Here is a 16,642-nt window from a genome sequence, read left to right as displayed (position 1 = left end):
AGTACGTTTTAAGGGCTTTTAATAATGTTGATTAATTCTTGATTGTTGATAACTATTTAGGTAAAACTATGCGTTACGCCATCTAATTTATTTTGGTGAAACCATTTGCTGAAAAATGTACATTTTTTCTCTGGATCAAAGATGTTTTCTATGCACTTGATATTGATTTAAAGAGAGTTATGGGATGTTGATTTAATGCAAGGGCGAAAATGAGTATATATTTCCTCATACAGTAGATTGATGTGTAAGTATTTCCCCACTTAAGGAAGGGTTCTTTATGTATGTTGTGTAAAGAAAATAAATATCACTAAAGTTAAAAGCGGATATCGTCCTATTTAAGGGGGATTTTTGATTTTCTTTTTTATTTTCGCAACAAATTTCTGGTTGGGCATGTTAGTTGACTAGCGATATAAAAAAATAAGAATTGTAATATGCTAAAGTTCAAAGGGGCCATTCTGATTGTCTTTTTCTGTTTATTAAGCTTTAAAGGTTTTGCTACTTGGACTGCTTCTGGCTGTATTTCTGATGATACGGGTTATCTATATACAGGTTATGTTTCTGGAAATACCTACGAGACAACGCCTGTAGTTTACGAAACTGGTACAGGCATATATTGCAACCCAACTTATAATCGAGTTTGTAGAATAAGAACTAAATCACAATGTAGACAGTGTACCACTAATCCAGATAATAATGGTTGGTATTACCAGAGTGGGAAAGAATACTACTATATGGCCTGTCCTATTGATGATTATGTGGGTCTAATCTTGGTGGCTGTTGCCGGGCTTGGGGTATTGGCTATTCGTAAAGGATTGATCTTTGGTTAACAGCCAAGCTATATATTAATCCACTAGTCTTATTTTATTCATACAATTTATTTCTTCAACGATTTTATACAACTCTTGTATTACTTTCTTAATGGTTAATTTTTGGCCGTTCTTTTTCTAGAAACTCTGCTTGGTATTCGTTGATATTTAACTGTCACCTTATTCTTGTTGTTTTATTAACGGATTGATGCTGATAATTAATTTGTTACTAAATTTCTATTAAATTATCGACGGGGTCTTTTTGGGACAAACGGGTAATTATTTCCCCAAATATCTACGATTTAATAAATTTTCAATATAGAGTAGCTTAATCACTATACAAAGCTCGAGGTAATTTTTATGATATATTAATCTTTAAGCAAGTATTAGGTCCTCTAAATGTTTGATTATGACATTAATTTAATACTTTTAGGGTTTGATGGCACCTATGTTGCCTTAAGTGTATTGTACAAAAAGCAAGATCCTTAAGTGAAATTTTTAAAACTCCTACTTCTAATATTCATACCCTTAAGCACTTTCGCTCAAACTTCCGGTACCGGTTGTAGAGTAGAAGATAAGGTGTATACAGATTATTTGGGCGATGCCTCTCCGTATCACCCAAGTAACCCAAGCAAAAAATTCTACGGAACTAATCACTATATTCCAATCTATTATGGTTCAGGGCATAATCAGTACCAAGGATATAGATGTGGTTATATCAATATTTATCCAGCAAGTTCTTATTGGAATGGCAGTGAAAACGTACCTATTCCAGCAGAAAACGAAATCACTTCTAGTGCTTCTGGAGCTTGTGTAATTTCAACTTCTTTAGGTGGCTCTGTAATTAGAGAAGGCGATTATGTCTCTTTTACTTACAATAAGCCAGGCAAATGTTCGGTAACTCCACCTGCAGAATTGCCTTTAGACGATTACATCTGGGTGGCTTTAATAGCAGCAGGTGGCCTTGGTTTTTATTTCATGAGAAAATATAGCTTAGCCTAATATTATTTCAGATTACAGTACCTGATGGGACTGAAAATTATTAATTTCTTAATTTGATTTTCACGCCCGATTAAACGTATATTTGTTTACTGTATCTAATCCCTTATTACATACAACAATAATTTTGAGGCCTAATTTTTACTTATAATAAAATTTGGTGCGTTAATATTAATTTATAATTAAATATTGTTGGCATATCAATTGCGATCTATTTGATCAATCGACTATACATGAGGGCTATAAAATATCTTATTCTTTCGTTTGCCTTTTTGATGGGGTCTTATCAGTGTTTTGCAGAAACCGTTACTGGTTGTAAGTTTGGTAACGACGATTTTCTCTATACTGGTTACAATGGTGTGCAGCCTTATCCTGTTAGTCAATGGTATGTGCCAGAATATCCAACTTATACTACACCTAAAAAGGATTTTTTAAATTCTTGGTATACCAGCTATAACAATTGCCCATATTTTGCCAATAACCCAACCTATGGGGCACAATGTGCGATACAAGGCGTTACTTACGTTTCTGGTGGTGAGGTGAGGAACCTTGGTCAAACGATTACCTATACACTTACCTATGATTGTCCACTTGACGGATATACTTGGGGTTTGTTAATTTTGATAGGTGGCTTTGGGGTGGCTGTTATCAGCAAAAGAATTTAACCTTTTGTGTGCTTTATACAGATTATGTTTTTGCTTTATTTATCTTTAGAAGGTTTTCAATTAAAGCGTATCACAATTAGTCAATAGCGTTATCACAATGAAAGTAAGTTTAATTACCGTAGTTTATAATGGAGAAAAGTATTTAGCAGATTGTATAGAATCTGTAATCGGTCAAACTTACCATGATCTAGAGTATATTGTAATTGATGGCGCTTCAACAGATTCTACACTTTCCATATTGGAGAAGTATAGCGCTAAGATTACAAAATTTGTATCTGAAAAGGATAAAGGAATGTACGATGCCTTGAATAAGGGTATTGATATGGCCACAGGAGAAATTATTGGGATTTTAAATGCGGATGATATGTTGGCCTCGGCTGATGTGATTGCCAACATTGTAGCCCAATTCGAAAAATTTGATGCGGATGGGGTATATGGAAATCTAAACTATATTAATCCGCATCGAGCTAATGCAATCGTAAGAAAATGGGTATCTAAACCCTTTACACAAAAAGATATTGAAATGGGATGGATGCCTGCACATCCAACACTTTATTTAAAGAAATCACTTTTTAAAAAATTTGAATACTACTCTTTAGATTTTGGAACTGCAGCAGATTATGAGTTGATGCTTAGGTTTTTATACCAGTGCCAGATTAAGGCAGTATTTATAGACCAATTGATCGTAAACATGAGGATAGGTGGGATGAGCAACGCCTCTATGAAACACCGTTACCATGCTTTGGTTAATGACCTTAAAGCCCTTAAAGTCAACCGCCTTCCTTTTCCATTATTTACCTTATTATTAAAGAAAATGAGCAAATTAACGCAGTTTTTACATTAAAATTAATTTAATTAACAATCTGTAAATTTTAATACTATTTTTGAGTACAAACTAAACATTTTATTGTGGGCATTCTCCCTTGGCACCTGATTTATTATATTGCAATTGTTGGCTTGGCTTTTTTTTTGTCGGTAGCTGGTATCCCTTCTATTATCCAAACGGCAATTAAGTACCGTCTTTTCGATCAATCAGATAGTCATCGTAAATCTCATCGCATCAATATTTCGAGATTGGGTGGTGTGGCTATTTTCTGCAGTTTTACCATTACCATTTTATTGTTTGCTACTACTGTTAGTTACCAACAGGCCAATTTTTTAATTACTTCTTGTATTATTCTTTTTGGCTTGGGCTTAAAAGACGATTTGTATGGTGTGTCTCCCGGAACAAAATTTTTATTGCAATTGGTAGTGTCTGTAATCTTGGTTGTTTTAGGAGGGTTTAGGCTAACTAGTTTGTATGGCGTGTTTTTTTTATGGGAAGTGAATATCTTTTGGGGTAGTTTATTTTCTATTGTGGTAATTATTTTTGTGAATAACGCCTTTAACCTCATTGATGGAGTTGATGGACTTGCCGGTACATTGGGTGCAATTGCGACCTTAAGTTTTGGGGTATTTTTTGCTTTGGCAGAAGCATTGCCCTATGCCTTTATTGCTTTTGCCATGTTTGGTGCAATATGTGGCTTTTTGGTTTTTAACTACACCCCGGCAAAAATATTTATGGGAGATACAGGGGCTTTAATAATTGGTTTGGTATCTGTGGTATTGGCTATCAAGTTTATTGAGTTAAATAAGGTTGGTTCATCCTCTTCGCCATATTTTTATTCAGCACCATCAATAGCAGTAGCTGTATTGTTGGTTCCGATATTTGATTCGCTACGCATATTTTTTATCCGTATCCTGCACCGTCAATCGCCATTTAAGGGCGATCGCAATCATATCCACCATCGCTTGCAGCGTTTGGGCTTTAATTCCTATCAAATTGTACTCACTTTAGGGGTGTTTAACCTATTGATGATTTTGTTTGCGGTGTCTATGCAAAATTTGGGTAACTTCTTTTTAATTACCTTGTTAATAGGTGTTTGTGTGATAGTGAATGCTTATGTGACGTACATTCTCGGCAAAAGAGATGATCCTAAATATAGGATTGTAGATGTGGTGCTGAAAGATACACTTAGCAGCGAAAAACGCTCTCGAATAAATTAAAAAAAACGACAAAAAAACAGCATTCCCTTTAAAAGAATATAGGTAGTTTTGCTACATGAATTTAGCAATAAATGGATTTGGCAGAATTGGGCGTACTTTTTTGCGTACAGCATTAGAACGTCAACTCAATGTCGTAGCTATTAACGATTTGACAGCGCCTAAAACCTTGGCGCATTTATTTAAATACGACTCTGTTCACGGAGTTTATAAAGGCGTAGTTTCTTATACCGATGAGCTGTTGATTATTGACGGCAGAGAGATCAAAATCTACAATTGTACAAACCCTAGCCAACTGCCTTGGGCAACGCTTCAAATCGATTTGGTAATTGAATCAACAGGCAAATTCACCAATCGGGCAAATGCAAGTTTACACCTTAGTGCAGGTGCAAAACAGGTCTTAATTTCTGCGCCAGCAAGCGATAAAGATATTCCTATGGTGGTTATTGGTGTAAACGACACAAAAATTGATTTGAAGTCGGAAATTTTATCAAATGCCTCTTGTACTACCAATAATGTGGCGCCAATGGTTAAAATATTAGATGACAATTGGGGGGTAGAAGAAGGATATATCACAACCGTCCATTCCATGACAGGAGATCAGAACCTGCATGATGCACCACATAATGATCTGCGCAGGGCAAGAGCTGCATCTTCCTCTATTATTCCAACAAGTACAGGTGCTGCAAAAGCAATTACGCATATATTTCCACATTTAGATGGTAAATTGGGCGGTGCAGGTATTCGTGTGCCTGTGTTAAATGGTTCCTTAACAGATTTTACCTGTATCTTAAAAAAGAAGACAACGATTAACGAAATCAACGCAGCTTTTAAACAAGCAGCAGACGGTAAATTAAAATCGATTATTGAATATACAGAAGACCCAATCGTTTCCGTTGATATTATTGACAATGCACACTCGTGTGTATTTGATGCGCAGTTAACATCTATTGTGGGCGATTTGGTTAAAGTGGTGGGTTGGTACGATAATGAATCTGGATATTCAAATAGATTAGTAGATTTGATTGAAAAAATTGCAATCGCCAATGGTTAAGTTTATTCCGTTTGAGCTTGCTTTGCCGCTCAGAAGTAAAATATTAAGAAATGGGCAGCCACTTAAAGAATGTGTGCTCCCAACCGATCAAGTAGATGGTGCCTTTCATTTGGCGTTTTATGAAAATGAGGAAATTGCCTGTATCGGCTCTTTTTTTCCTAAAAATTACGCAGATCGAAAAGAATTGGGTTATCAACTGCGTGGAATGGCAAGCGACGACCGATTTAAAGGAAAAGGTTACGGTACAAAATTGGTTCAATTTGCAATTGAGTATATTGATAAAACAAATGCCGAATATATTTGGTGCAATGCAAGATCCTCAGCAATTGAATTCTACAAGAAACTAGGCTTTGAACTTGCTTCTGATGAATTTGAGATAGCTGGTATTGGGCCACATTACGAAATGATTTTAAATATAAAATAAGATATGAAGACAATAGACCAGTTAAACTTTAAAGATAAAAAAGCTTTGATCAGGGTAGATTTCAATGTGCCGCTAGACAAAGATTTCAATATTACCGACGATAAAAGAATGCGTGCCGCTTTGCCAACCATTAACAAAATATTGAATGATGGTGGGTCTGTAGTTTTAATGTCTCACTTGGGTAGACCAAAAGGAGGCCCAGAAGCTAAATATTCTTTAAAACATATCTTGGATGATTTGTCTAAAATGTTAAATCTAGATGTGAAGTTTGCTGACGATTGCATTGGGGAAGAAGCAGAGAACAAAGCTAAAAATCTTTTACCTGGTGAGGTGTTGTTGTTAGAAAATCTACGTTTTCATCCAGAAGAAGAAAAAGGAGATGTGAGTTTTGCTGAGCAATTGGCCAAATTGGGTAATGTATATGTGAATGACGCTTTTGGTACCGCACACCGTGCGCATGCGTCAACCACTATTGTAGCACAATTTTTCCCTACAGCTAAATACTTTGGTTATTTAATGGCTGAAGAGTTGAAAAATGCAGAAAAAGTAAACCATGGTGCTGCTAAACCATTTACAGCAATTATGGGTGGTGCTAAAGTTTCTGATAAAATTTTGTTGATCGAAAGTTTGTTAGATAAAGTTGATAACCTGATTATTGGTGGTGGTATGGCCTATACCTTTGCAAAAGCACAAGGTGGAGAGATTGGTACCTCACTTTTAGAAGAAGATAGAATGGCGCTTTGCTTAGAGTTGCTTGAAAAAGCCAAAGCCAAAGGTGTAAACCTAATTTTACCAGTTGATACTGTAATTGCTGATAAATTTGACAATGATGCGGCTAAAGATCAGGTAGATACAGGTAAAATCCCGGCCAATTGGATGGGTTTAGATATTGGTAGCAAAACCGTTGCTTTGTTTAGCGAAACCGTTAAAAATTCTAAAACCGTATTATGGAACGGTCCGATGGGTGTTTTTGAAATGGCTAATTTCGAACAAGGCACCAAAGCCATTGCAGAGGCTGTAGTAGCAGCCACAAAAAATGGTGCTTTCTCTTTAATTGGAGGAGGTGATTCGGCAGCAGCCATTGCAAAATTTGGGCTGGAAGATGAAGTAAGCTATGTTTCTACCGGTGGTGGGGCATTGTTAGAATATATGGAGGGCAAGGAATTGCCAGGTGTAAAAGCCATTCAAGATTAGATAAATTTATTTCCCCTATGGTTCGTGCCAACACGAACCATAGGGAGTAAACGGCCTGATAGGATCAAATCCTGTCAGGCCGTTTTTTGTTTCATCTTTTTTTTATTCAAATACAGCCAAAATTTGGAGTAAAGTGGGAGATTTTAAGATGTTGAAAACTTTTTGTGGTAGAAAGTGGTAATTTGTGGTAGAAGTATTTATTTTTACACTACATAAAAAGCGCAAGTGGTAAAATGATTCAACTATTAGGAGAATTTGATTGTAAGTTAGATGCGAAGGGACGCCTGATGGTGCCTTCGAGTCTAAAAAAACAATTGCCTAATGTAGAGCAAGAGGGCTTGGTTGTTAACCGCGGTTTTGAAAAACATTTGGTTGTTTATCCTAAAAAAGTTTGGGAAGGTATTGTGGCTGAGTTGAGTAAGTTGAATCAGTACGAGAAAAAAACCAGAGAATTTATCCGCTTTTTTACGCGTGGTGCTACCGAATTAACTTTGGATGCCTCTGGTAGGGTGTTGTTGCCAAAGTCATTATTGGAGTTTGCCGGTATTAGTGGAGATGTTGTTTTGGCCTGTCAATTTGATAAAATTGAGCTGTGGGCTAAAGATGCTTATGATAGTTTATTAGATAACGAACCTGAAAATTTTGCAAATCTTGCAGAAGAAGTAATGGGTGGTAAAGATAGGAGAGACGAAGATGGAAAATAATTACCACGTACCCGTATTATTGAAAGAGTGTATCGAAGGTTTGAATATCAAGCCTTCTGGTGTATATGTAGATGTGACTTTTGGTGGCGGTGGACATTCGAGAGAAATCTTAAAAAATTTAGGTAAAGATGGGGTATTGATCGCTTTTGATCAGGATCCAGACGCACAACGAAACAAAATTGACGACCCTCGTTTTATTTTTGTAGACCAGAACTTTGGTTTTCTTAAAAACAACCTGCGCTTGTTGGGTTACAAACAGGTAGATGGAATTTTAGCAGATCTAGGGGTTTCATCTCATCAGTTTAATGAACCGAGTAGAGGATTTTCCATTCGTTTTGATGCTGACTTGGATATGCGCATGGATAAACAGCGTCCCTTAACTGCTGCTGTGGTTTTAAATACTTATGCAGAAGATAAGCTGCATAAAATATTCGGTATTTACGGCGAGGTGAAAAATGCAAAATCTTTGGCCAAAACCATTGTAACTGCAAGGATCAATCAGCCTATTTTAACACTTGCCGATTTTAAAAGTGTAATTGCTGCACATATCCCAAAAGGAAAAGAGAATAAATACATGGCGCAGGTTTTTCAGGCCTTGCGTATAGAGGTAAATGCAGAAATAGACGTACTAGAGAGTTTCTTAGAGCAGAGTGCTGCAGTATTAAATACAGGAGGTCGTTTGGTGGTGATGTCTTACCACTCTTTAGAAGACAGGCCGGTTAAAAATTTTATTGCTAAAGGCAAATTTAGAGGAGAGGTAGAGAAAGATTTCTTTGGTAACGAGGAAAAACCTTTTAAAACGATCACTCGTAAGGCGGTGATAGCAGATGAAGAAGAGTTGGCCGTGAATAGCCGAGCTAGAAGTGCAAAATTAAGGATTGGAGAAAAGATATGAATAACCAATTCAAAAAAAGGATAGAAGAGCAAGAAGAAGAACTGCTGGAACAAGAACAGCAGAAAGCTCCCAAAGAACCGACTAAAGAAGGTGCAACAACGGCTTTTTTTAGGAAGTTGTTTACAGAGGGGGTGGTAAGCAAGGAGTCGGCAACGGATATGCTTCCATTTTTGATCTTTTTATGTGTGTTGGGGATGGTTTATATCGCGAATAGCCACATGGCACAAAAGAACATTAGAAGTATTGATAAACTAAATAAAGAGGTTAAAGAGTTGAGTTGGGAATACAAATCGTTAAAAGCCGATTTGATGTTTAAAAGCAAGTTAACTGAGGTAGCTAAAAAGGTAGATACATTAGGTATAAAAGAACTGATAGAACCACCAAAAAAAATTGTAGTAAATAATGAACATTAGAGCGAACATATTATTAAGAGTGTATTTGGCCTTTGGGCTGATTGTGCTTTTCGCCTTTGCTGTTTTGTTGAGGTTGGGCGATGTGCAATTTATTCAGGGAAAAAAATGGAAGGCCATGGCCGACAGTCTTTCTGTAAGAGAATTTGATATTGCTGCTGCCAGAGGGAATATTTACTCTGTAGATGGTAGTTTATTGGCAACCTCTGTGCCTGAATATGAGTTGCGAATGGATGTGTTTGCGGGTGGTATTCAAAAAGATGAGGTGTTCAACTCGAAGGTTGATTCTTTAGCAATGAAATTATCTCAATTTTTTAAAGATAAAAGCAGTAAAGATTACTCTCGTATGTTGAGAAAAGCTAGGCAAGACAGTGTTGGTTACCTGCTTATTAAACGTAAGGTTTCTTATCAGGACCTGAAAATTGTGAGAACTTTTCCGTTGTACAACATAGGTAAATATACAGGTGGTTTAATAGCTATTCAGCAAAATAAAAGGATTTTGCCTTTTAAAGATTTGGCTGCAAGAACCATTGGTTATAAAAATGAAAATGTTAAAAATGGTGTAGGACTGGAAGGTTCTTTTGGCAATTACATTAACGGCGAAAGTGGTAAGCAGATTATGCAGAGGATTAGTGGAGGTGCTTGGCAACCAGTTAATCATGACATGGAAGTGGCGCCAAAAGATGGAGCTGATATTATTTCTACAATTGATATCAACATGCAAGACTTAGCACAAAATGCTTTGAAAAAGCAACTGATTAAAAGTAATGCACATCATGGGGCTGTAATTGTAATGGAAGTAGCAACAGGCGAGGTAAGGGCTGTGGCCAATTATACCAAAGTAGCCGAGGGCGAATATAGAGAGCAGTTTAATTATGCTATTGCCGGAAACCAAGATCCAGGGTCTACTTTTAAACTGGCTTCTTATATGGCTTTGTTAGAAGATAAACTAATAGATACAAACACGATGATTGGCACGGGTACCTATCAGGTTCCGGGCAATAAAAAGATAGTTAAAGATTCGCATGCTAGTATTGGTGTGGTTACCGTAAAGAAAGCTTTCGAGCAATCTTCAAATGCAGCGATTGCTGAGCTGGTAAACCGTTCGTATCGCGATAACCAATCAAAGTTTACAGATCATTTGTATGAATGGCATTTGAATGAAAAAATGAATTTGCAAATCCCTGGAGAAGCACAACCGGTGGTAAAAAATCCTAAAAATAAAAGCTGGAACAAAAACCTAACCCTGCCGCAAATGGCTTATGGTTATGAAATGCAGCTTACGCCACTAAAAATGGTTTCGTTTTACAATGCCATTGCCAATAATGGAAAATATATTGCTCCAATTTTTGTAAGAGAAATCAGAAGGTTGGGTAATCCTATTGAGCAGTTTAAAGCAAGGGTAATTAACGAAAAAATCTGTTCAGATGTTACCTTGAGCAAAATCAAAGCAATGTTAGAAGGTGTGGTAACCGAAGGTAGTGGTAAACAGGTTGTTTATAATCCATTGTATAAAATAGCCGGTAAAACAGGTACAGCACAAGTAGCGGATGGTAATTTGGGTTATACTGCCAATAAACAGTATCAGGCTTCTTTTGTAGGTTATTTTCCAGCTGATAAACCAAAGTATACCATGATCGTGGTTATCAACGATCCGAAGGGTGCTTATTATGGTGCATTGGTATCTGGGCCGGTTTTCAGGGAAGTGGCCGATCGTATTTATGCCAGCGATATCGGTATGTATAGTGCGGTAAAACAAAATGTAGTAGGAAACACTGTGGCACCAGAAGCCAAAGCTGGAGAAAGTAAGGCTACTAAACAAGTATATCAGGCTTTTGGTATTAAAGCATTGTATGCATCAAAATCTGATTATTTCAACTCTGTTGATACCAGTAATGGTGTAGCTTATCAAGAGAATGTACCTGTAAAAGGAGTAATGCCAAATGTAAATGGTATGGGCTTAAGAGATGCCATGTATCTAATTGGTAATGCTGGTTTAAAGGCAAGAGTAAAAGGAAGTGGTAAAGTGATGGCTCAGTCTATACAAGCAGGAAGCAGAGTGGGCAAAGGTTTAATGGTAGAATTAGAATTACGATAAGATGCAGTTGCAAGATTTATTATATGGTGTAGCAATTAAAAGTTTGGTGGGTAAACCTGATCAAGAGGTGGAAGCATTGGCTTTTGATTCTCGTCAGGTAAAGGCCAACACCTTATTTTTTGCCATCAAAGGAACTGTAGTAGATGGACATCAGTATATTGAACAAACTATCGAGGCGGGTGCAACAGTCATTATCTGCGAGGCTTTACCAACTGTTTTAAATCCGTTAGTTACCTATGTAGAAGTAGAAAACTCTTCAGTGGCTTTAGGTGTGGTTGCGAGTAATTTTTACGACAATCCATCGGCCAAACTGAAATTGGTTGGCGTTACCGGTACCAATGGTAAAACTACAATCGCCACACTTTTATATCAATTGTTTCGCGAATTGGGCAATGGGGTTGGCTTAATTTCAACTGTACAGAACCATATTAACGATACCATTGTTCCGGCAACACATACTACACCAAATCCAATTGCCTTAAATGCTTTATTGCAAGATATGGTAAATGCAGGTTGTACGTACTGTTTTATGGAGGTGAGCTCTCATGCGGTAGTTCAACACCGTATTGCGGGACTAATTTTTGGTGGGGGGATCTTCTCTAACATTACCCACGACCATTTAGATTTTCACCACACTTTTGAGAACTATCTAAAAGCAAAAAAAGAATTTTTTGACCACCTTCCAAAATCAGCATTTGCATTAACCAATGCTGATGATAAGAACGGAATGGTCATGTTGCAGAACACCAAGGCCAGCAAAAAAACGTATGCCTTGAAACAGATGGCAGATTTTAAAGCAAAGATTCTCGAAAATAAATTTAGTGGGTTGAACTTGGCTATTGATGAGGTTGATGTTTTCTTTAAAATGGTAGGTTCTTTTAACGCCTACAATTTATTAGCTACTTACGCCACTGCCGTTTTATTAGGTCAAGATAAAATAGAAGTATTAACTGTACTCAGCACTTTAACTGGTGCCGAAGGTAGGTTTGATTATATGGTTTCGGCCCAAGGTGTAATAGGGATTGTAGATTATGCCCATACACCAGATGCAGTTCAGAACGTGTTGAGCACTATTGCAAACATTAGAAAAGGCACCGAGCAGGTAATTACGGTAATTGGCTGTGGGGGCGATAGAGATAAAACCAAACGCCCAATTATGGCGCAGGTGGCCTGCGATTGGAGTGATAAGGTGATCTTAACCTCTGATAATCCAAGAACAGAAGATCCGCAAAGCATTATCGCTGAAATGGAAAAAGGTGTTTCGCCAACCAACCAACGTAAAACGTTAAGTATCCTCGATAGAAAGGAAGCCATTAAAACAGCTTGTCACATTGCTAAACCTGGAGATATTATCCTTATTGCAGGCAAAGGACACGAAAAATACCAAGAGATCAATGGTGTAAGACATCATTTTGATGATAAAGAAGTGTTAACTGAACAACTAAACCTAATCAACTAATGTTATATTTATTATTCGAATATCTGCATAAGCACTATGATTTTCCTGGATTAAGGTTGTTTCAATACCTTACTTTCAGAGCTTCATTGTCGATTATCCTTTCGTTGATCATCACTACGGTTTACGGGCGTAGAATTATTGACTACCTACAGCGCAAACAAGTTGGTGAAACGGTAAGAAACTTAGGTTTAGAAGGACAAATGCAAAAACAAGGTACACCAACAATGGGTGGAATCATGATTTTGCTTGGTATTTTGATCCCAACGCTATTGTTTGCCAATATTACCAATGTGTATGTAATCCTCATGATTATTACTACAATTTGGATGGGTGCCATCGGCTTTTTGGACGATTATATTAAAGTATTTAGAAAAAATAAAGAAGGATTAGCTGGTAAATTTAAGGTTGTTGGTCAGGTAGGATTAGCCATTATTGTGGGTTTAACCATGTTCTATAACCCAAATATTGTAGTACGACAAGCAGTTGATGAAACAACGGTAGTAAAAAATGCAGCGCCAATGGTATTGCGTCAAAAAGAAAGCAAGTTTTATTATACGCAGGATGTTAAATCGACCAAAACGAATGTGCCATTTTATAAAAACAACGAATTCGATTACGCTAAAGTACTGAAGTTCTTAGGACAGGATTATGAGAAATATGCCATTATTGTATTTCTGGCTTTTGTAATTATTATTGTTACTGCGGTTTCTAATGGGGCCAACTTAACCGATGGTATAGATGGGCTGGCAACGGGAACATCGGCTATTATTGGTTTTACATTAGGTATTTTAGCCTATGTGTCTGGTAACACGGTGATTGCCGATTACCTCAATATCATGTATATCCCTAATTCTGGGGAGCTGATCATTTTTGCAGGTGCCTTTGTTGGAGCTTGTGTTGGTTTCCTTTGGTACAACTCTTATCCTGCACAAATTTTTATGGGCGATACCGGAAGCTTAACCATTGGTGGTATCATCGCCGTTTTTGCCATCATGATCCGTAAAGAATTGTTGATTCCAGTTTTATGTGGCGTATTCTTGGTAGAGGTTTTATCAGTTACACTACAGGTAAGTTATTTTAAATACACCAAGAAACGTTTTGGCGAAGGAAGAAGGATCTTCCTGATGTCGCCTTTACACCACCACTACCAAAAGAAAGGATACCACGAAGCGAAGATCGTAACCCGTTTCTGGATCGTGGGGATCTTGTTGGCAATTGTCACTTTCGTAACCTTAAAACTACGCTAAGATGGAAACAAAGAGGATTGTAATTCTTGGAGCAGGCGAAAGCGGAGTGGGTGCAGCAATGCTGGCACAGAAACATGGTTTTGATGTTTTTGTATCAGACTTTGGTGGCATTGCAGATCGCTATAAGTCAGCTTTGCAAGAACTGAATATCTCTTTTGAAGAAAAACAACATACCAACGAACTGATTTTAAATGCAAGCGAGGTAATTAAAAGTCCTGGGATACCAGCAAATGCCTCAATTGTAAAAGCATTGGTCGAAAAAAATATTCCGGTAATCTCAGAAATCGAGTTTGCCAAAAGATATACCAAAGCCAAAACAATTTGCATTACAGGCTCTAATGGCAAATCAACTACCACCATGTTGACTTATCATATTTTGAAAAATGCAGGGTTAAATGTAGGGCTTGGTGGCAACATCGGACAAAGTTTTGCAGCACAGGTATGTGATGCAGAATTTGACTGGTATGTTTTAGAGATCTCAAGCTTTATGCTTGATGATATGTTTGACTTTAAAGCAGACGTAGCAGTTTTGCTCAATATTACGCCAGACCATTTAGATCGTTACGATTATAAATTAGAAAACTACGCTGCATCAAAAATGCGCATTGTTCAGAACCAGACAGCAAATGATGTTTTCATTTATTGTGCTGACGATGAAGAGACCAAAAAATCACTAGAAAAAACCAAAATCAATGCTAAACAATATCCTTTCTCTATTCGTAAGAAAATAGAAGAGGGAGCTTATTTAGAGGGCGATACGATACATATCAACACACACTTAAAAGAACCATTAACCATGTCAATTTCAGAGCTAGCTTTACAAGGTAAGCACAACATTTACAACTCTATGGCCTCAGGCATAGTAGCTAAAGTATTAGAGTTACGTAATGAAACCATCCGCGAAAGCATGGGTAACTTTAAGAACATAGAACACCGTTTGGAGTTTGTGGCCAAAATCTCTGATGTTACCTACATCAATGATTCTAAAGCTACCAATGTAAATTCTACTTGGTATGCCTTAGAAAGTGTAAATACCGATGTGGTTTTAATTATGGGTGGTGTTGATAAGGGTAATGACTATGGCATGCTGAAAGATTTAGTAAAAAGTAAGGTAAGAGCCATTGTGTGTATGGGCAAAGACAATAAACGTATCCACGAAGCTTTTGAAGATGATGTAGAAATTATTGTCAATACATTTTCTGCAGCTGAGGCCGTACAAGTAGCCTATCACTTGGCTAAAAAGGGCAACACAGTATTGTTATCACCAGCGTGTGCAAGTTTTGATTTGTTTAAAAATTACGAAGACAGAGGTAATCAATTTAAGGCGGCTGTAAAAGAGTTATAGTTATGTTCAATATCAATGCAATTTTAGAAAGGACCAAAGGAGATCGATGGATTTGGCTGATCATTATCATGCTGTCCTTGATTTCTATTATGGCAGTATATAGCGCTACCGGAACAATTGCCAATAAAAAAGGTATTTCTGTAGAACGATATCTATTGTTTAAACATGTCATATTTGTGTTCTTGGGTATTGGTATGATCTACATTTCGCACCTGTTAGATTATAAGTATTATGCAGGTATTTCTAAAATTCTAATGATCATTACCTTGCCCTTATTGCTGTATACCTTGGTTTTTGGTGGTCAGATTAACGGGGCGGCCAGATGGGTACAGGTTCCAGTAATCGGTTTAACTTTTCAAACATCCGATTTGGCAAAACTGGCCTTGATTACCTTTCTAGCTAGGATGTTGACTAAGAAACAAGAAAATATTAAAGATGTTAAAAACTCATTTGTGCCTATTATGGGCTCGGTTTGTGTCGTTTTTATCTTAATTGCATTAGCCAACTTATCAACCGCATTAATGCTGTTTGGTGTAAGTATTTTATTGTTGATTATTGGACGTATCAGTATCAAACAGATATTAGTGGTTTGTGCCGGAGGGATTGTACTATTGACCTTTGTTATTTTTCTAGGACCAAGAAGAGAAACCTATAAATCACGTATCAATGCATTTATGCATCCAGAATTACAACATTCTGATAAAACCTATCAGGCAGATCAGGCAAAAATTGCTTTGGCTACTGGAGGTGTTTTTGGTAAAGGACCGGGTAATAGCACACAACGTAACTTCTTACCTCACCCATATTCTGATTTTATTTTTGCCATTATTATCGAAGAATATGGAACAGTAGGCGGTTTAGCCATTGTAGTGCTATACCTGGTTTTGCTTTACCGATGTGTGCGGATTGTAACCCGAAGTCCGAAAGCCTTTGGGGCTTTGTTGGCTGCAGGGCTAAGTTTTAGCTTAACCATACAGGCATTTGCCAACATGGCGGTAGCTGTAGGTTTAGGGCCAGTAACCGGTGTGCCTTTGCCATTGGTAAGTATGGGTGGTACCTCCATGATTTTTACCAGTATTGCATTTGGCATTATTTTAAGTGTAAGTAGAGATATAGAAGAGCACAGTACCCATAAACAAGAAAAAGTAATTGTTGGTGAAATTCCTGCGATGGCGTAAAGAGGGTTATGAGTTGTGGGTTACAAGTTGCAAGCCAAGAAGAAAAAACAAAAGGATAAAAGAATAAAAAAGGTGATAAGTTATAGGTTACAAGTAGTGAGGGCGTAAAAGCAAGAGGGTA

Annotated in this window: 16 protein-coding genes; all 16 read left to right on the top strand. The window is 37.2% G+C overall.

What is annotated here, in order from left to right; genetic code table 11:
- Window positions 1–431: 431 nt before the first annotated feature.
- The 16 genes from AQF98_RS02200 (at window position 432) to AQF98_RS02125 (ending at window position 16,521) form a co-directional block, all read left to right on the top strand.
- The gene (locus tag AQF98_RS02200; RefSeq protein ID WP_055130281.1) at window positions 432–827 is read left to right on the top strand and encodes a hypothetical protein; all 396 of its coding nucleotides are present in this window, start codon (window positions 432–434) and stop codon (window positions 825–827) included.
- 468 nt (window positions 828–1,295) lie between these two features.
- On the top strand, window positions 1,296–1,808 hold the full coding sequence (locus AQF98_RS02195) for a hypothetical protein (RefSeq protein ID WP_055130280.1): 513 nt from the start codon (window positions 1,296–1,298) through the stop codon (window positions 1,806–1,808).
- 230 nt (window positions 1,809–2,038) lie between these two features.
- Window positions 2,039–2,470: a hypothetical protein gene (locus AQF98_RS02190; RefSeq protein ID WP_152969612.1), complete on the top strand. Its 432-nt coding sequence runs from the start codon at window positions 2,039–2,041 to the stop codon at window positions 2,468–2,470.
- Between the two features lie 97 nt (window positions 2,471–2,567).
- Window positions 2,568–3,314 (top strand): glycosyltransferase family 2 protein, encoded by a 747-nt coding sequence (locus AQF98_RS02185; RefSeq protein ID WP_055130278.1) that lies wholly within the window; start codon window positions 2,568–2,570, stop codon window positions 3,312–3,314.
- A gap of 65 nt (window positions 3,315–3,379) precedes the next feature.
- Entirely contained in the window at window positions 3,380–4,516 is a 1,137-nt protein-coding gene (locus AQF98_RS02180; RefSeq protein ID WP_235524158.1) for an MraY family glycosyltransferase, read from the top strand.
- A gap of 55 nt (window positions 4,517–4,571) precedes the next feature.
- Window positions 4,572–5,567 carry a type I glyceraldehyde-3-phosphate dehydrogenase gene (gap, locus tag AQF98_RS02175; protein ID WP_055130277.1) on the top strand — a complete coding sequence of 332 codons (996 nt, stop codon included), beginning with the start codon at window positions 4,572–4,574 and terminating at the stop codon, window positions 5,565–5,567.
- Entirely contained in the window at window positions 5,539–5,991 is a 453-nt protein-coding gene (locus AQF98_RS02170) for a GNAT family N-acetyltransferase (RefSeq protein ID WP_235524157.1), read from the top strand. Before gap ends, AQF98_RS02170 begins: the two co-directional genes overlap by 29 nt.
- 3 nt (window positions 5,992–5,994) lie before the next feature.
- Window positions 5,995–7,185 carry a phosphoglycerate kinase gene (gene pgk, locus AQF98_RS02165; RefSeq protein ID WP_055130275.1) on the top strand — a complete coding sequence of 397 codons (1,191 nt, stop codon included), beginning with the start codon at window positions 5,995–5,997 and terminating at the stop codon, window positions 7,183–7,185.
- Window positions 7,186–7,418: 233 nt separating this feature from the next.
- A complete protein-coding gene (mraZ, locus tag AQF98_RS02160; RefSeq protein ID WP_055130274.1) occupies window positions 7,419–7,889 on the top strand; it encodes a division/cell wall cluster transcriptional repressor MraZ in 471 nt (156 codons plus the stop codon).
- Complete coding sequence (gene rsmH, locus AQF98_RS02155; protein WP_055130273.1) at window positions 7,879–8,784, top strand: 16S rRNA (cytosine(1402)-N(4))-methyltransferase RsmH; 906 nt, start codon at window positions 7,879–7,881, stop codon at window positions 8,782–8,784. The genes mraZ and rsmH overlap by 11 nt, the downstream gene beginning before the upstream one ends.
- Window positions 8,781–9,197, top strand: coding sequence for an FtsL-like putative cell division protein (locus tag AQF98_RS02150; RefSeq protein ID WP_055130272.1), 417 nt, complete (start codon window positions 8,781–8,783; stop codon window positions 9,195–9,197). Before rsmH ends, AQF98_RS02150 begins: the two co-directional genes overlap by 4 nt.
- Window positions 9,187–11,292: a penicillin-binding protein gene (locus tag AQF98_RS02145; protein WP_055130271.1), complete on the top strand. Its 2,106-nt coding sequence runs from the start codon at window positions 9,187–9,189 to the stop codon at window positions 11,290–11,292. Before AQF98_RS02150 ends, AQF98_RS02145 begins: the two co-directional genes overlap by 11 nt.
- Window position 11,293: 1 nt before the next feature.
- Window positions 11,294–12,751 carry a UDP-N-acetylmuramoyl-L-alanyl-D-glutamate--2,6-diaminopimelate ligase gene (locus AQF98_RS02140; RefSeq protein ID WP_055130270.1) on the top strand — a complete coding sequence of 486 codons (1,458 nt, stop codon included), beginning with the start codon at window positions 11,294–11,296 and terminating at the stop codon, window positions 12,749–12,751.
- Entirely contained in the window at window positions 12,751–13,998 is a 1,248-nt protein-coding gene (mraY, locus tag AQF98_RS02135; RefSeq protein WP_055130269.1) for a phospho-N-acetylmuramoyl-pentapeptide-transferase, read from the top strand. The genes AQF98_RS02140 and mraY overlap by 1 nt, the downstream gene beginning before the upstream one ends.
- A 1-nt stretch (window position 13,999) precedes the next feature.
- The gene (gene murD, locus AQF98_RS02130; protein WP_055130268.1) at window positions 14,000–15,343 is read left to right on the top strand and encodes a UDP-N-acetylmuramoyl-L-alanine--D-glutamate ligase; all 1,344 of its coding nucleotides are present in this window, start codon (window positions 14,000–14,002) and stop codon (window positions 15,341–15,343) included.
- A gap of 2 nt (window positions 15,344–15,345) precedes the next feature.
- The gene (locus AQF98_RS02125; RefSeq protein ID WP_055130267.1) at window positions 15,346–16,521 is read left to right on the top strand and encodes an FtsW/RodA/SpoVE family cell cycle protein; all 1,176 of its coding nucleotides are present in this window, start codon (window positions 15,346–15,348) and stop codon (window positions 16,519–16,521) included.
- The last annotated feature ends 121 nt before the right edge of the window (window positions 16,522–16,642 follow it).

The sequence above is a fragment of the Pedobacter sp. Hv1 genome, assembly GCF_001412215.1.
Taxonomy (GTDB): domain Bacteria; phylum Bacteroidota; class Bacteroidia; order Sphingobacteriales; family Sphingobacteriaceae; genus Pedobacter.
This window is presented reverse-complemented; position numbering and strand designations above follow the sequence as displayed.

What these genes read in the sequence shown, in the direction of transcription:
- AQF98_RS02200 (WP_055130281.1), top strand. Translation starts at nt 432, where the DNA reads ATGCTAAAGTTCAAAGGGGCCATTCTGATTGTCTTTTTCTGTTTATTA.
- AQF98_RS02145 (WP_055130271.1), top strand. Translation starts at nt 9,187, where the DNA reads ATGAACATTAGAGCGAACATATTATTAAGAGTGTATTTGGCCTTTGGG.
- AQF98_RS02140 (WP_055130270.1), top strand. Translation starts at nt 11,294, where the DNA reads ATGCAGTTGCAAGATTTATTATATGGTGTAGCAATTAAAAGTTTGGTG.
- mraZ (WP_055130274.1), top strand. Translation starts at nt 7,419, where the DNA reads ATGATTCAACTATTAGGAGAATTTGATTGTAAGTTAGATGCGAAGGGA.
- AQF98_RS02190 (WP_152969612.1), top strand. Translation starts at nt 2,039, where the DNA reads ATGAGGGCTATAAAATATCTTATTCTTTCGTTTGCCTTTTTGATGGGG.
- rsmH (WP_055130273.1), top strand. Translation starts at nt 7,879, where the DNA reads ATGGAAAATAATTACCACGTACCCGTATTATTGAAAGAGTGTATCGAA.
- gap (WP_055130277.1), top strand. Translation starts at nt 4,572, where the DNA reads ATGAATTTAGCAATAAATGGATTTGGCAGAATTGGGCGTACTTTTTTG.
- murD (WP_055130268.1), top strand. Translation starts at nt 14,000, where the DNA reads ATGGAAACAAAGAGGATTGTAATTCTTGGAGCAGGCGAAAGCGGAGTG.
- mraY (WP_055130269.1), top strand. Translation starts at nt 12,751, where the DNA reads ATGTTATATTTATTATTCGAATATCTGCATAAGCACTATGATTTTCCT.
- AQF98_RS02185 (WP_055130278.1), top strand. Translation starts at nt 2,568, where the DNA reads ATGAAAGTAAGTTTAATTACCGTAGTTTATAATGGAGAAAAGTATTTA.
- AQF98_RS02125 (WP_055130267.1), top strand. Translation starts at nt 15,346, where the DNA reads ATGTTCAATATCAATGCAATTTTAGAAAGGACCAAAGGAGATCGATGG.
- pgk (WP_055130275.1), top strand. Translation starts at nt 5,995, where the DNA reads ATGAAGACAATAGACCAGTTAAACTTTAAAGATAAAAAAGCTTTGATC.
- AQF98_RS02150 (WP_055130272.1), top strand. Translation starts at nt 8,781, where the DNA reads ATGAATAACCAATTCAAAAAAAGGATAGAAGAGCAAGAAGAAGAACTG.